Below are 17,430 nucleotides of genomic sequence, written 5' to 3'. Positions count from 1 at the left end.
TGATACTGCTACAAGAGGTATTATGTATATTGTTTATCATTATAAACCTACGATGAAAAACCTTTTACTACTTTTTACATTTAGCCTCAATTTTATCATCTGTTCAGCACCTTCACAAACTGTTAATGACAATCTAAAAGTGATTGTAACAACAGATGGTGAATTTGACGATCGTTGCTCCATGGTTAGGTTTTTACTTTATGCAAATGAGTTTGATGTAAAAGGGATTGTGCATACTAGTTCAAAGTTCCACTGGAAGGGTAGGGGTAGTGTAGCTGGCCATCAGTGGCATGATGTATCCTGGATTGAGGAGCATTTGGAGGCATATGAAAATGTATACGATAAGCTTATCGTTCATAGTAGTACATATCCGTCACCTACCTATCTCAGAAGTATTGTAGCAGAAGGAAATATAGACCTGGCGGGTGATATGGAGCATGAAACAGAAGGTTCTCAACTGATTGTAAAGGTATTACTAGAAAATGACGATAAACCGGTATACTTACAAGCCTGGGGAGGTGCTAATACTATTGCCCGTGCTTTAAAAACAATAGATGAAAAGTACCCAAATAGAAAAAAGGAAGTGAGTCAGAAGGCAAGACTCTACCTTATTATGCAACAGGATTCAACATTTGAGCAGTACATTAAGCCTAACTGGCCCGAACTTACTACTCTTATTAGTACAGCTTTTCCCGCTATTGGCTATCCATGGAAGAAAAGTATTCCTGACAGTTTGCAGCACTACTATTCCTCAGAATGGATGAATGAGTATTTATTCAAGGGGAATGGGCCTCTGTTAGAAATTTATAAAAATCATTTGTATGGAGCACGTCAGACTGGTGCGTTCATTTCTGAAGGTGACTCTCCTGCTTTTATGTATAGCATACCAAATGGATTAAATAGCAAACTAGATCCTTCATGGGGAAGCTGGGGTGGTAGGTTTAAAGAAAAAAACAGTACCTGGCAAAGCGCAGAAGATGAAGAAGGTTTGTATCAATCAATCTATCGGTGGATTCCAGCATTTCAACATGATTTTGCTGCAAGGGCCAAGTGGTGTGTTTCAAGCAATTATCATGAAGCGAATCATCCACCTCAGGTAAGAATAAACTGTAAAGAGCAATTGAAAGCAAAACCTGGAGAGTACATTCAAATAGATGCCTCTTCTTCTACTGATCCAGATGGAGATACACTTAACTTTAACTGGTGGCAATATCATGAAGCAGGAACTTACCAGAAACCAATTGCATTGGATGGGGCTAAAACTTCTTCAATTAGATTTAAAATTTCAGAAACAGCCAAGCCAGGCCAAAGTCTACATATCATTTGTGAGGTATCCGATAATGCCTATCCTTCCATGACCCGTTACAAACGAGTGGTAATTCTGATAAAATAATACCATGCTCATTTGTTCTGTGAAAGAGCCATTTTATCGTTTTGAATCTCTCAGCTTTAGATCATAAACAGTAAGTAAGACCATGAGTCAGCAGTAAAAGAATATATAGACAGGAGTAAATTTTCCTTTTGCTTACATAAAAAATTTGCTAATTTTCTATTGGAAGTCACTATTTTTTTGCTCAAAATTGAGTCGGAATTCAACACTTTTTTAGTTTCTGAGCTAGCGTATAATGTACCATTACGTATTTGGTCCTAGCTAACTTTTCAATTGATTTTTCTAAACTACTTATCACATCATGAAGACACATTTACCAAACTACCACCTACTTTACAAAAAAACTATACTGTTTTTGTTGTGCATATTATGTTGTCCTCTGTGGACATTAAAAGCCAGTTCTGGTAGCTTACTATTTTATGGGGAGCTATTTATTCCTTCAATTCCGGCAGGACAACAGTTTGAAGTTGTTGAGGGTAGTGCTACAGGTACAATTGTAGGTACCGTACAAGCTACTGATGCTGTGAGTATTAACAGTTTTCAAATTACAGCAGCAGAAGCTATGAATAGTGGCGCCTCCCCAAATGACCTTAACATTAACGCTGCTGAATTATTTCAAATAGATAATAATGGTGAACTAACTGTTAAAGACCCTACCCATCTTTTGGCAGTAGTCGGTCCAGTAAAATTAACGATTCAGGCAAGTAACATTAATAACGAAAAATCAAGTTCAACAGTAGATGTATTGATTAAAGATGAAGTAGTAAACACCACCAATTCAGAAACTATTTCATGGTCAAATGCTAAAGCGCAAGATTTTGGAAATAGCGAAGGGCAAAGCGTGGTAGTAGGAGGGAAGCTTTACTCTTTTAGTGGATTTGATATTGAGAAAAAACCATACTATACCCCTACCGAAAGAGCTTATGCCTATGATCCAAAAGGTGATAGTTGGTCATTGCTAAAAGCCATGCCTAAGATGCACCCAAATTCTGCTCACGGTGGAGTAACCCACGCCGGTTTTACTACTGATGGTACAGATATTTATTTTGTGGGTGGGTATGCAGCAAGTAGTAATGGTATAGGGCAAATTTTCGGGACCAAATATGGTTATAAATACAACGTGGCTAATGATACTTATGAGCGCCTACCTGACCTACCCCATGACCGTTCAGCAGGTACTTTAGAATACATTAATGGAAAACTATACTGGGTAGGAGGAACCAACCTGGCACGTAATCAGGAACAGAGTGATTTGCTGGTGTTAGACTTGAGTAACTTAAGTGCTGGATGGAAGTATTTAACTTCTAGCCCTTTACCGAACCCAAGAAATCATATCGGCTCTGCCGTACTAAATGGGAAGCTATACATTGTTGGTGGGCAGCATAAACAGGATGGCGAACTTACCACACAGGACGATGTACATATGTATGATCCTCAAACTGATAAATGGACCAAAGTCACAGACCTGCCAGACATTAATGAAGTACCTGATAATTTAACCCCCGGTAAAGGACATATCACGGGCTCTACATTCGCTTATGACGGAAAAATATTTGTTTTAGGTGGTGAGTATAAATTTTTGGGACCATACTCTAAAGCAGTATTGGCTTATGACCCTGAAAATGACGAATGGACACGCTATACTGATATGCCTGCTTCTAGAGCTTCTGGTATAGCAGGTGTGGTAGATGGAGTATTATATTATTCTACTGGTAAAAACGCATCTACAACCTTTAAAGCAGGGCTTGGCCCTGCATCTAACGACAAAGGTATATGGTTGGAAAGTGAGTGTGGAGAGGTAGGTAGCAGTTGGACAACAGTAGAAGACGCTGATGCTTCAGGTGGTAGTTATGTTGTTGCTAAAAATCTTAACAGCTATAGTGAGCCAGCCGACGCTCCAGATAATCGCGTACGATTTACTTTTAACATATCAGAAGAAGGAGTATACCATCTTTTTGCACGGGTCCGAGCCTTTTCAAGCAGTGATGATTCTTTTTGGGTACGATTGGATGATGGTAACTGGATACAGTGGTGGCAGGGAATTTCTACAGGAAGTACTTTTAACTGGAATGAGGTAAGCGAGAGTCCATTTACACTGTCTTCAGGTAATCATACTATAGACATAGCCTATAGAGAAAGTAATGCACAACTGGACAAATTGCATTTGAATAAGTCTGGTAAGTCGCCAGCCGGTATTGGGGGCGATGCAGTCAATTGTGGAACTAGCCCTAACCAGGCTCCAGTGGCTTTGGCAAGTGCTAACCCTAGCAGTGGAGCAGCTCCTTTAACAGTAAATTTTGACGGTAACTCATCTACAGATGATAATGGGATTGAGTCATACAGTTGGATTTTTGGAGATGGACAGAGTGCAAGTGGAGCGGAAGTGTCTCATACCTACTCTAGCTCAGGGGTATATACAGTTATACTTACTGTTATTGATGCTGGTGGATTACAGGATAAAGATACATTGCAAATAAACGTACAAAGCGGAACAGCTTCTGGGGAGGAAATTTGGCTAGAAGGCGAGTGTAGCGAGCTAGGTAGTAGTTGGACTGTAATAGAAGATGGAGCAGCTTCGGGAGGTAGCTATGTTGTTGCAGAAAATGTAAATAATTATAGTGAACCATCTGATGTTCCAAGTAACCGAGTTCGGTTTAATTTCAATCTGTCAGAAGCCGGAACATATCACCTATTTGCACGCGTGAGAGCTTTATCTAGTGGAGACGATTCATTTTGGGTACGATTGGATGATGGCAACTGGATACAGTGGTGGCAGGGTATTACTACAGGAAGCACTTTTAACTGGAATGAGGTAAGCGACAGTCCCTTTCCTCTTTCTTCGGGTAGTCATACCCTGGATTTTGCCTACCGAGAAAGTAATACACAGTTAGATAAACTACATTTAAATCAGAGTGGCACGCTACCCGTAGGGCAGGGCGAAATCGCCAATAACTGCTCAGCTAGTAGTAATAAAGCTCCGGTGGCTTCTATTAGTGCCAGCCCTCTAAATGGTACAGCCCCACTAAATGTAAGCTTTAATGCTAGTGCATCTACAGATGATAGTGGAATAGTGTCATACAATTGGGTTTTTGGAGATGGACAAAGTGCAAGTGGCTCCGAAGTGTCACATACTTACGCTAGCCCAGGAGAGTATACAGTTACATTAACAGTAAGCGATGCTGAAAACCTTAAAGATGAGGCAACTGTAAAAATTACAGTAAATCAAGCTCAGCCTGCTTTTCAGGCCATACGCTTAAACTCTGGTGGAGCTACCCTAAGCATGAATGGTAATGAGTTTGTGGCAGATAATAGTACAAGTCCGCCATACTACGATAGTCAGCATACATATGCTAACACAAATCTGAATGCACCAGCTTTGTATCAGACAGAAAGAGGATCTGAACAAAACAATGGTACCATTACCTATCAGATTCCTGTACCTAATGGTAACTATACTGTACGGACACATCATAGTGAGCTTTATTACGGCTTTAATGGCCGTACTGCCAGAAAGGGCAGGCGTATTTTTGATATCAGTATTGAAGGTAATCTGGTAAAAGATGATCTTGACTTATTTGAAGAAGGGGTAGGAGTTGACAAAAATTATTTGGTACTCACTTTTAACAACATTAGTGTGAGCGATGGTACACTTACTCTCTTAATGGATGCTTCTGTAAATCGTCCTACAATCTCTGGTATAGAAATAGAAGAAGCTGGGTCAGTCAGTAATGAAGAGATTCCTGTATTGAGTAGTGCCAAAATTGGAAGGTTTTCAGATTACAAGGGTTTGAATATCAGTGTGTTTCCTAATGCTGTAGGTCAAAACAACATACTAAACCTTCGTACTGATATGCCTGAGATAAAGCAAGGAGTAGAGGCTACAATTTTTGATCAGAATGGAAGAGTACTCAGTGAAGGACTGCATCTAGAAAAGATGGTAGGCAATGATATTACTATAGATATAAGTAGCTTAGGTCTGGCACCTGGTGTTTATTATGTGCAGCTTAAGTCAAAATTAGAGCTTTCTGAACCTATACGGTTTATTAAAGAGTAGAAAAGAAATTACTTCATTCATACCAAGCTACCGTAGGCACGCCTTACGGTAGCTTTTTTATAATAGTAAATACTAGTTCAAAGTACGTGTTTATACTTGTAAACTATAGTCATTATTGAGATTTAGGGTTTGTTAACTAACCCTAAATTACATTTTGTTAAAATAAGAGTGAAAATTTTTGTTATTGTTATAAAATAGGTAAGTTATCATTGATTTTATGAGAAAAGTATAATCCAACCTTAAGCTACCGTTTTGCAAACTCTTGACAGTAACACCGATGCCCAACTCATATTGAGTATCTCATTAGGGGATCATCATGCCTTTCGTGTGCTATTTGATAAGTATAGAGATGTGCTGTTTGGTTACAGTTTTAAGTTTACCAAATCAAAAGAACTCTCAGAAGAAGCGTTGCAGGAAGTCTTTATGAAAGTTTGGCAAAACAGAGAAAGCCTCAACCCCAACTTATCCATTAAGTCTTACCTCTTTACAAGTATTAAGAATTATACATACAATACTTTAAGAAATGCTGCATACGACCATAAGTTAAAAGAGCAGATTTTTTATCGTTATATGCACGCATACAACAACACAGAAGACTTGCTGGAATACCAGGAACTTCAGGCTTTTAAAGACAAAGCAGTAGAAAGTTTACCGCCTCGCCGAAAGTTAATTTTTCAGATGAGTAGAGTAGAAGGCCTTAGCCATGAAGAAATTGCCGTTAAACTGGGCATTTCCCCGCATACAGTTAAAGACCAGATGGTTAAAGCCCTTAAGTCTATCAAGAAGTATCTTCAGGTTCATACCGACATTGCAGTAGGCTTAATCTTATTTATACACCTTTTCCTATAATTCACTTTAGGCTGAACTTGAAAAAACTTAACTTTTTTTTCAATTAGAGTCGTCCCTGATTCCTGTTCATGTGTATAAGGAGGTAAAAAAAATAAAACTCCAATACCTTGAGCAACCCCAATTACATAAAACACCTTTTTTTAAAATTCTTATCTGATGAGTGTACGCCTCAGGAGGTAGAAGAAATTTTAGACTACCTGAAGTATTCTACAGATAGAGGTAGGGCTTTGCCAGGTGTGGAAGAAGTAAAGGCTAAACTGAAAGAACTCCCCAAAATGGAGGAGCAAAGGGCAGATCAGGTGTTTGCCGACATCATTAAGTCATCACCGAATAAAGAAAAATACTCAAAAACTCCGGGCAAAACTATTACAAGAACTTGGGTGCAGAAATGGAAGGTTGCTGCTACGCTCAGCGGACTTCTGCTACTCTCAGCAATGCTACTACTATATCTTAAGCAAGAGGAGACTATTCGCTATGCTACTGAATTTGGCGAGACCAAAACTATAGTATTGCATGATGGGAGTAAAGTAGTTCTCAACGCTAACTCTTCGCTTACCCTTCCTTCGCAATGGAATGGTACAGGAGCCAGAGAAGTGTGGTTAGAGGGAGAAGCTTTCTTTTCTGTAAGCCATACGCAGGATAACAGAAAGTTTTTGGTGCATACCACCCATCAATTAAGTGTAGAAGTGCTTGGGACAGAGTTTAATGTAAACAGTAGGGAGAATAAAGCTACCGTGGTACTAAACTCTGGAAAAGTCCAGGTTAACACCCCGCCCACAGAACAAGTAGAGCAGTGGATCATGCAGCCCGGTGATCTTTTAGAATACGATTTAGAACAAAAGCAAATACAGCAAAAGGCTGTAGACACCACATTGTACACCTCCTGGCGAAATAACCTTTTAGTCTTTAAGGATACCCCTCTAATAGAACTGGCTCAATTAATTGAAGCTAATTATGGCTATCAGCTTTCCTTTGAAAGTGACAGCCTGGCAAACTTAGAGTTTACGGGTTCTAACCCGGCAGACAAGCTAGAACTTTTACTTATGACCATAGAAAAATCATTTAACCTTAAAATTAAACAAGATGGAAAACAGATAATGCTCAAAAGCAAACCATAACAACTGCCTCTTTATGAGGCTAAGACTAAAGAAGCTTATAAACTACCTAAAACTACTTCCACCATGAAACACCTTCAACGATGTTTGGTGCTAAGCATATTCATGAGCTTAGTGGCTCTTAATCTCTCGGGGCAACAGTTAGCCTCTGCCCTAAAGATTGATCTCAAGCATGTTCCTCCCCAAACCAACAGACAATCTCTCACCGAAGTAATTCTATCGCTAGAGACTCGCTATAAGGTGAGGTTTAATTTTAACAGTCAGCTATTTAAAGATAAGTTTGTAGAGACGGAACTGGTAGAAAGTATTAGTGACGATAGCCTTAGTCATGTGCTAGAGCAGTTACTGACTCCTATGTCACTGACTTACGAGAAGATTAGCCCTGGTCATTATGTAATCTATTCTGATCTCAAAAATGAAGAGAACCAGCTAACACCCCTTCAGAAGAAGCACCTTGGCTTGACAGGGAGCAGCACTCCTTCGTTCTATGGTAACCTCAGTCAAATTAAAAACAACCTGCCTACCTATAGTAAAAAGCTCGTTAAAACACTTAGTGGTAAAGTAACAGATGCAGAAAGTGGCGAAGGTCTGCCCGGCGTAAATGTGTTGGTTAAAGAAACTACAGTAGGTACAGTAACTGATATTGACGGCAACTACCGCCTTACTGTTAATGATGATGTGACTACGCTGGTCTTTTCTTCTATCGGTTATACTACCGAAGAAGTTGCCATCGGCGGTCGTACAGTTATAAACCTTGAATTAGTGCCTGATATTCAGTCGCTATCTGAGGTAGTAGTGATTGGTTATGGAGAGCAAAAACGCGAAAGTGTAGTAGGCTCAATTGTGCAGGCTTCAGGGGAAGAACTCTTACAGTCTGGAGGGGTAAATACTGTTGGGCAGGCGCTAACGGGTAGGCTGCCAGGTGTAATATCTATAACCTCCAGTGGACGTCCGGGCGCAGAAAACCCAGAAATTTATATCCGTGGTCGTAGCACCTGGAATGGAAGCGGTCAACCCCTAATACTGGTAGATGGTATTGAGCGTAGCATGAATGACATCAATATCAATGATATTGAAAAAATTTCGGTGCTCAAAGATGCTTCTGCTACCGCGGTGTTTGGGGTAAAAGGAGCCAACGGAGTAATCCTGATTACTACCAAAAGAGGAAAAGAAGGGAAACCACAGCTATCTATTTCTGCCAATTCTACTGTAAAAACTCCTTCCAAGCTACCACTGAAACTGAATGCCTACGATGGTATACAGGTTGTTAATGATGCCATTGTTAGAGAGGTTAGCGCCATAGAAGAGTCGTGGGCAGATTATACTCCAATGGGCATCTTAAATAAGTATCGCAATCCGGCGAACCAGTACGAAAGAGAGCGATATCCGGATGTAGACTGGGCAGATGTGGCACTTAAAGATTATGCGCTGGATCATAAACTAAACCTCTCTATCCGGGGAGGAACAGAATTCGCGAAATATTTTGGCGCGCTGGCCTACCAGCACGTAGGCGATATTTTTGATGGTGATAAATATGATAACGGTCGCACCTATACGCCAAATTTTGCATACGACCGCTTCAACTATCGTAGCAATGTGGATTTTGACATCACCAGTACTACCAAAGTATCTGTAAATTTATCTGGCTACTACGGTATACAGCAAGCTAATGATGGAGATATGCGCCTGGTGTACTCCAGCCTCTACGGTATGGCCCCAAGTCTCTTCTATCCTATACACGAAGATGGTACCTACGGTAAAGACCCTGCAAACATCTGGGATACTACTAACCCTCTAATGGTAATGACCACCAAAGGAGCGGTACAGAACCACCGTATACAGGTGAATACTGACTTTATGCTGGAGCAGAAACTGGATTTTCTTTTAGATGGGCTTTTGTTCAGAGGTAGATTGGCTTACGATAACAATTTTGAAGGACAGGGGGGAGTGAAAGAATCTAACCCTGGAGGAATGGATAATGTAGTTTACAAAAGATATCTGGATAATGGCGAAGAACTCTATATTACACCTCCTGGCGACAACCAGTTTGACTTCGCTATACAGCCCTGGTACTATAATGCTGTTGATATTTGGGCTCCCAGCAGGCGCCTGTTTTATCAGCTTTCACTAAACTACAATCATTCATTTGGAGAAAGGCATAATACCGATGTTCTGCTGCTTATGAACCGCGAAGAATATGCGGAGGGCTCCATGTTTCCTCGTTTTAGAGAAGATTGGGTAGCAAGGGTGCAGTATAATTTTGCCGAGAAGTACTTTCTGGATGTTAATGGTGCGTACAATGGCTCAGAAAAATTTGGGCCAGGCTATCGTTTTGAGCTTTTCCCTTCTGTTGCTTTGGGCTGGATGCTTTCCAATGAGCCTTTCCTTAAGTCAAAAAGCTGGCTGGATATGTTTAAGCTGCGTGGCTCATACGGTAAAGTGGGAGACGATAATGTTTCCAGCAGATGGGGGTATATCTCCCAGTGGGCTTCAGGAGGCTCAGCTTATATGAACAATTCTAATCCCTGGAATGGAAGGTCTCCCTACACTTATTATAAAGAAGATGTTATTGGCAACCCGGATCTGCACTGGGAAACCTCTACCAAACTTGATGTTGGCTTTGAGTTAGCGGTGCTTAACAATATGCTTACTGTTGATTTTGATGTTTTCAAAGAAGACAGAAATGACATTATTGTGGTAGGTAGCAACCGGAGTGTGCCTTCATTTTTAGGCTTTAACGCTCCAGACCTGAATGTAGGAAGAACTACGGTTAGTGGTTACGAACTGGCAGTAGGCTTCAATCGCTACCTGAACCCCGACCTTAAGCTGTGGGCCAATATGGCTTTTACCAGAGCGCAAGATGAAATTCTATTTAGAGAAGAGCCTGAGCTTAAAGATGCTCACCTGAAAACGGAAGGCTTTCCCATTGACCTGATCAAAAGGCCTATCAATGCTGATTTGATGACCAGCTGGGATGATGTTTACATGTCGGTACCTTTGGTAAATGATATGCAGTACCGCCGTCCGGGCTATTATGATCTGGTAGATTTTAATTCAGATGGTCGCCATGATGGTAATACCGATAGCGCACCCTATGGCTTTCCTGTCCGCCCCCAGAACACCTGGAATCTGACAGCGGGTACCAACTACAAAAACTTATCACTGATGGTGCAGTTCTACGGGGCGTATAATGCTACCAAGCAGCATACCGTCTGGGACTTTCATAAGTTCACCCCGCTCTATTTTGAGCATTCTACCAACTACTGGACTATGGATAACCCCGGAGGAGACCAGGTGCTACCCAGCTGGAAAGGTGGGGCTAGTACAGATGCTTATCGCAACTATTTTGATGCCTCATATGTGCGCCTTAAAAATGTTGAAGTGGCTTACACATTTGCCGGAAGAAATGGTGGGTCCTATAGAGTATACGTAAATGGAAACAACCTCTTTTTGTGGTCGCACTTACCAGATGATAGGGAAACTAACGGAAGTGGCGAAAGCCATGTGAGAGGTGATTATCCTACCTTCAGAAGGTTCAATATTGGCTTTGATATCAACTTTTAAAGAAGGCTACTATGAGCAATAACTACATAAAAATTTTCAGTATGATTTGTCTAATCTGGTTGTCTTCTTCTTGTGAAGATTACCTTGACAAAACCATAGAAACAGACCTTGACGTACAGGAGGTATTTAAAAACTTTAATAATGCCCAGGGCTTTGTAGAAGAAATGTATGCCCTGGTGGTGAACTATGGTACCGGTACCCACTGGCAAAGCTACATGTGCTATGGGGATGATGCCGTAGGTACTCAAAACTGGCAGTTTGACTACCGTATAGACCAGGGGCGGTACTGGGATTGGATGATGAATGGTGGAATGGGTACCATATTTTATGAAGGAGCTACCAATACCAATGCCGATTATCCTTTTGATAGGGCAGGCATCTGGCAAAATAGCTGGGCGGGTATTCGCAAAGCCAATATTGTTATTGAGAATATAGAGTTAATGGTAGATGCCACCCAGGAAGAAAAAGATATAATACTAGGCCAGGCTTATTTCTTCAGAGCTTTCTTTCATCATGAGATCATGAAATTCTGGGGAAGAATTCCATATATAGATATCCCGTTAGGGTCAGAAGAATGGAAGTTACCCCGCCCGGAAACATTTAAGGAAACTGCTCTGGCTTTAGATCAGGATTTTGAAAAAGCTGCCCAGCTACTGCCTGTAAGCTGGGATGAACACTCTGCCGGACAGAAGACTTTCAATTCCAATATGTTTAGGGCTACTAAAGGAGCTGCCTGGGCTTTTAAAGGTAAAAATTTGTTGTTTGCTGCCAGCCCACTCATGAAGGGTTCTACCGACCCTTACGACTATGACAAAGAGTTGTGCCAGATGGCAGTAGATGCTTTTGCCGAAGTATTGAAAATAAGCGATGGTGGTCGGTATCAGTTAGCGAATTGGGATGATTACGAAGATGTCTTCTACTCGCTCTCTTCCAAGACCGGCTATGTATATCCGGGCAGTACAGAGTTTATTTTTAGCCAGTCTGGTGATGTGGGGTGGTTTCCAAGATTCTTGGCACAGGGCTTTCAGATTGGTAGTCATTGTGAGCAGCGCGATACACAGTTCCCTACTCACAACTACATTCACTATAATTTTGGAATGGCCGATGGACTTTCCTGCGAAGATAGCCCCAACTATGACCCTTCCAGACCCTGGGAGGGCCGCGACCCCCGCTTATACAAGTGGGTAATACTGGATGGAGAGCAGATGGTAGAGAATCTGGGAGCTGCCAGCGGAACTAATGAGGTACACCGTTTTGCCCAGCTCTATGAGGGAGGTGCACACCGTTATCCCTCCGTTGATCTGGGTAGCCGAACCGGATACATCTGTAAAAAATGGTTTGGACGTTCGTTCAACTGGTTTGATAACCAGATAGGCAATTACCTTCCTTTCAGGTTGCACATGCGACTAACAGATGTGTACCTGATGTATGCCGAAGCAGCACATATAGCTTATGGAGCACAGCAGGTGCCATCTTCTTACGCACTAACAGCCGAGCAGGCAATTAATGTGCTGCGAGATAGAGCAGGAGTTGCTCCGGTACAGTTTGTAGCAGATGCCAGAAAGTTTATGGATGAAATCCGTCGTGAGCGTGCAGTTGAATTGAGCTGGGAAGGGCATCGCTGGATGGATTTACGCCGCTGGCGGTTGGGCGAACAAGACCGCTATAAGGAAAAAACCGGGCTAAAATTTGACAAGGAGCACACCTCCTTTAATGTAGAGCTTATTCGTACCAAGGTGTTTGACGAGAAGCACTATTGGCTGCCTTTTCCTCAGAACGATACAGAGCTTTATGTTGGCTTTGAGCAGAACCCAGGATGGTAAGCTATCTACTAATCTTCAACCTTTAGAGCCAGATTAACATGATATATTCAAATACACTAATAAAAAGCTTTGCCATAGGATGTTTAGGAGCCTTTGCTGCCACTTTTGCCGCCTACGGACAAGACAGCTTACAACAAACTACTCAGCGGGTAGAGGAGCGTTACCAAGAGCCGCTTCTACAATATGCAGAAGACACCATAGCTTTGGGTTTTAGCAAAAAGGCCAGAAAAAATGTGGTAGGAGCTACCTCAGCCATACGGCCAGATAGTTATCTGGAGTATGACAACAGTCAGTGGGTGAGAGCAGCACTCATAGGGCGTATTACCGGGCTTTCTGGTAGTGATGTAATTCGCGGGCTAGGCAACGCTATGATTGTAGTAGATGGCATCCCCAGCAGATCTATTGATCTGCTTAACTCCGAAGAGATTGAGCAGATTACAGTACTAAAAGATGCCAATGCGCTGGCACAATATGGAGCTATGGGTAAAAATGGCGTAATCGTCGTTACCACTAAAAGAGGTAGTTCTAAATTTAGAAGAGCCAATGTGATAGTAAACTATGGCATCAGTAGGCCGGTTTCTTTGCCAAGCTATCTGGGTTCGGCAGACTATATGGAACTGTTTAATGAGGCTCGCCTCAACGATGGGCTGGACTCCGCATTTTCTCAGGAACAGATATTTAATTATCGTCAGGGTACAAACCCTTATCGTTATCCCAATGTAGATTATTACTCCTCTAAATATCTTAAGCCAAGCAATAATTTTACAAATGTACTGGCAGAGTTTTCCGGAGGAAATGACAATACCAAATATTACGTCAATCTGGGCTATAGTAGCTCCGGTTCTTTAGCCAAACTCAATCCGGATGTTGATCAGGGTAACAAACGTTTTAATGTAAGAGGTAACATAGACTTTAGGGTCAATAATTTTATCTCCAGCAGTCTGGATGTAGTATCAATCGTCAACTCCAATAAAAGCGCACATTCAGACCTGTTTTATCAAGGACTTAGCCTGAAGCCTCATGTTTATGCTCCCTTACTACCGGTTTCTATGATAGATACTACGCTCAACGAGGTGCTCGCTGGTCAGGTTAAAGGAGCTAACCTTTATGATGGTTTTCTTCTGGGTGGGGCACAGGCTTATCAGAATAATACACCGATTGCCAATATTCTGGCTGGTGGTTATCAGGAGAGTATATCAAGAGTTACCCAGGTTAACAATGCCATAGATATAGACCTGAATAGTTTAGCTAAAGGCCTCACTGCCAAAACATATGTCAGTTTTGATTTCTATAATACCTACGCGCTCTCTGTTACTAATCAGTATTCAGTATATGAGCCAGTATGGAGCAATGACACAATAGTGGGACTTAATCGTCTGGGTAATCAGGATAAGAAAGATTTAACTGAGAATGCCACAACTCAGGGTTTTATTACCCGCTATGGTTTTTATGGTTTGCTTAATTACGATAAGCAAGTGGGCGAAAAGCATCACATAAATACCTCGCTGATTGGTTTTGCTAACAATATGTTTGTTAGGTTTCAAAAGCAACCTGCCAAAAATGCTCATGTAGCTTTTCAGCTCTCATATAGCTTTGATGACAAACTGCTATTTGATTTCAGCTCGGCTTATGTCAATTCAGTAAAGCTTCCAGAGGGTAATAGAGGAAAATTCTCACCTAGCTTGGGACTTGCCTATGTGCTTAGCGAAGAAAATGGATTACAGAACGTATCATGGCTCAACTATCTCAAACTAAGGGCTACGGCTGGTGTAATCTATTCTGACTTAGGTATTGAGGGGCACTTTATGTATAAAGAAGTATATGAACAGCAGGGTGGAGGTTACAGTTGGGCTGATGGCTTTAGCAACAGCTCTACAAAACTCTTACAGGGCCGAAACAACAACTTCGGCTATGAGCAACGCAAAGATATTAACCTGGGCTTTGAGTCTATACTATTCAACAGCTTATGGTTAGAAATGAATGTATTCCAAACTGATATTGATGATCAGGTGACTCAATTGAACAATCAGTACCCCTCTTACTATGCAGATTTTATGCCTAATAGCAACTATAGCAAGGACAGATACAAGGGTATAGAGCTGGGAATAAATTATTCTGAACGTGTAGGGTCACTTAATCTGGATTTAGGTCTTCGGGCTATGTATACCAGTTCAGAAAGGCTAAAAGTAGATGAAGTCTATAACGACAATTACCAGTATCGTAAAAATCTCCCGCTGGATGTATTCTGGGGGCTGGAAGATCAGGGCTTTTACAGTGTAAATGATTTTGATGAAGAAGGAGTTTTAAAAGACGGTTTAGCGGTGCCAGCTTTCGGGGATGTACAAGCGGGCGATATTAAATATAAAGATCAGAACAATGATGGTGTGATTAACAATCAGGATCAGGTAAACATAGGTCGCTGGTTTGCACCCTGGACTATGGGCGTCAACTTTAGAGTAGCGTACAAAGGGCTTAGCCTGTTTGTGCTGGGTGTAGGTCAGTACGGAAATCAGGCATTATTAGAAAATAATTACTACTGGGTAGATGGTGACGATAAGTATTCCGAAGTAGTGCGTAACCGCTGGACAGAAGAAAATGCTGAAAATGCTACATTTCCTCGCCTCTCTTCTCAGGAAAATAATAATAACTTCAGAAGGTCTACATTCTGGATGTACGACAACTCCTACTTCAGTATTAGCAGAGCACAGCTCACTTATACATTACCTGTAGCCTGGGTAGATAAGTTACAGATGCAGAATCTAAGCGTGTACGCCTCAGGCTCTAATTTGCTGGAGTTTTCAGAGGCTACCAAAGAAAGACAGCTGATTATAGGCTCATCTCCTATGTACAGGTACTTTTCTGTAGGCTTAAGAGCCAAATTTTAAATAACAAGACCTTTAGCTATGAGACAACAACATATAATACTGACATTCCTTTGCCTGTTGCTTGGGTTTACCTCTTGCGAATCCCTTTTGGAGCCGGTTGATGAAAACCTGCTGGACGAAGACCGCCTTAATTACGATCCTGCCTTTGCAGAAGGAGTACTGATGAATGCTTACGAAGCCTTGATAAATCAATACGATTTTATGGCAGTAGCCACAGACGATGCCGTAACAAACACACTTTCCAATGGCTACCGACGTATGGCCGTAGGGGAGTGGTCAGCACAATTTAATCCCGCCAGTCGCTGGAATAAGTACGAGCCTGTTTTCTACATCAATAAGTTTATTCCAACCATAGAGAATGTACAGTGGAAGAGAGACCCTGAGATTAATGAGCTTTTCAAGAAGCGCATGATTGGAGAGGCACTGGCCATGCGTGCATTGCATCATTTCTATATACTTCAGGCACATGCCGGACAAAGTCAGTCCGGAGAGCTTTTAGGTATACCCTATTTCTCAGAATTTATAGAGTCTGACGGAAACTTTGATGTACCCAGACTAAGCTTTGAGGCATCAGTACAGGCAATTAATGAAGACTTTGAAGAGGCTCTGACTTACCTCCCTATGGACTATGACGACGACATCTCAGAAATACCTGCCGCTTATGAAAGCTTTGACCCTGAAGCTTACAAATTTGTGTTTGGCTCCAGTAATAATCTACGTATCAGCGGAAGGATAATTAAGGCTCTTCAAGCCAAGCTGGCGCTTTTAGCAGCCAGCCCAGCTTTTCTGGACGGAGCAGGAGACTACTATCAGCGGGCAGCGGAGCTATCGGCAGCTCTGATCAATGATATTGGTGGTGTGGGCGGTCTGGATCCTGGTGGTTTGGAGTTCTATGATGACGATGGGGATAAATATCTGCCAGAATTACTTTGGAGAAGCTCAGTCTATAATGGTTCTTGGGTAGAGCTTAATCATTTTCCGCCCTCCCTGAATGGCGAGGGAAAGCTTAACCCTTCACAAAACCTGGTAGATGCTTTTCCTATGGAAAATGGCTATCCCATTCAGCACCCCTCTTCCGGTTACGATGAAGGCGCCCCCTATCAGTCTCGTGATCCTCGCCTGAGCAAGTACATACTTTACAATGGAAATACCATAGGCTGGAACACAATATACACAGGTAGAGGTGCGGGTATTGACAGAATAGACTCCATTGCCCAGAGGTCTACACGCTCTGGCTATTATCTCAAAAAACTACTGCGTCCGGATGTCGTCATTAGCTCTGACGGAACCACTACAGGGCAGGAGCACTATAACATATTTCTTCGCTATACAGATATATTTTTGGTTTTTGCCGAGGCTGCCAATGAACTGGGTGGTCCAGACTTAGCTATTAATGGGATAAGCGCAAGGGAGGTTATCAGTGCCATTCGCCAAAGAGCGGGTATCAGTCAACCAGATGCCTATTTGCAAAGTATTGCTTCTCAAGATGAGATGAGAACGCTCATTCGCAACGAAAGAAGACTGGAACTCTGCTTTGAGGGGCATCGCTTCTGGGATATGCGACGCTGGAAGCTGAATCTGAATGAAGATATCAGAGGGGTATTTTACAATGGAGAACGATATGTGCCGCTTGAGGTAGAAGTCAGGAATTACAACGATAATGCAGTTTACGGCCCCATTCCGCAGCAGGAAACTGTAAAATTTAGTAGCCTGGAACAAAATCAGGGTTGGTAAACCAAACACAAAATGA

Annotated in this window: 8 protein-coding genes; all 8 read left to right on the top strand. The window is 41.9% G+C overall.

Annotated elements, in window-relative coordinates; genetic code table 11:
• Window positions 1–52 precede the first annotated feature (52 nt).
• The 8 genes from PZB74_RS21360 to PZB74_RS21325 all read left to right on the top strand — a co-directional run bounded on the left by PZB74_RS21360 (window position 53) and on the right by PZB74_RS21325 (window position 17,414).
• The gene (locus PZB74_RS21360; RefSeq protein ID WP_302239353.1) at window positions 53–1,393 is read left to right on the top strand and encodes a DUF1593 domain-containing protein; all 1,341 of its coding nucleotides are present in this window, start codon (window positions 53–55) and stop codon (window positions 1,391–1,393) included.
• 298 nt (window positions 1,394–1,691) lie between these two features.
• A complete protein-coding gene (locus tag PZB74_RS21355) occupies window positions 1,692–5,444 on the top strand; it encodes a PKD domain-containing protein (protein WP_302239351.1) in 3,753 nt (1,250 codons plus the stop codon).
• A 252-nt stretch (window positions 5,445–5,696) separates the two neighbouring features.
• Window positions 5,697–6,293 carry an RNA polymerase sigma-70 factor gene (locus PZB74_RS21350; protein WP_302239350.1) on the top strand — a complete coding sequence of 199 codons (597 nt, stop codon included), beginning with the start codon at window positions 5,697–5,699 and terminating at the stop codon, window positions 6,291–6,293.
• A 107-nt stretch (window positions 6,294–6,400) separates the two neighbouring features.
• The gene (locus PZB74_RS21345) at window positions 6,401–7,411 is read left to right on the top strand and encodes a FecR family protein (protein ID WP_302239348.1); all 1,011 of its coding nucleotides are present in this window, start codon (window positions 6,401–6,403) and stop codon (window positions 7,409–7,411) included.
• A 63-nt stretch (window positions 7,412–7,474) separates the two neighbouring features.
• On the top strand, window positions 7,475–10,972 hold the full coding sequence (locus PZB74_RS21340) for a SusC/RagA family TonB-linked outer membrane protein (RefSeq protein WP_302239347.1): 3,498 nt from the start codon (window positions 7,475–7,477) through the stop codon (window positions 10,970–10,972).
• Between the two features lie 41 nt (window positions 10,973–11,013).
• Window positions 11,014–12,795, top strand: coding sequence for a RagB/SusD family nutrient uptake outer membrane protein (locus tag PZB74_RS21335; protein ID WP_302239345.1), 1,782 nt, complete (start codon window positions 11,014–11,016; stop codon window positions 12,793–12,795).
• 38 nt (window positions 12,796–12,833) lie between these two features.
• The gene (locus PZB74_RS21330; protein WP_302239343.1) at window positions 12,834–15,680 is read left to right on the top strand and encodes a SusC/RagA family TonB-linked outer membrane protein; all 2,847 of its coding nucleotides are present in this window, start codon (window positions 12,834–12,836) and stop codon (window positions 15,678–15,680) included.
• An 18-nt stretch (window positions 15,681–15,698) separates the two neighbouring features.
• Entirely contained in the window at window positions 15,699–17,414 is a 1,716-nt protein-coding gene (locus PZB74_RS21325; protein WP_302239342.1) for a RagB/SusD family nutrient uptake outer membrane protein, read from the top strand.
• Window positions 17,415–17,430 lie beyond the last annotated feature (16 nt).

Source organism: Porifericola rhodea, assembly GCF_030506305.1.
Classification (GTDB): domain Bacteria; phylum Bacteroidota; class Bacteroidia; order Cytophagales; family Cyclobacteriaceae; genus Catalinimonas; species Catalinimonas rhodea.
This window is presented reverse-complemented; position numbering and strand designations above follow the sequence as displayed.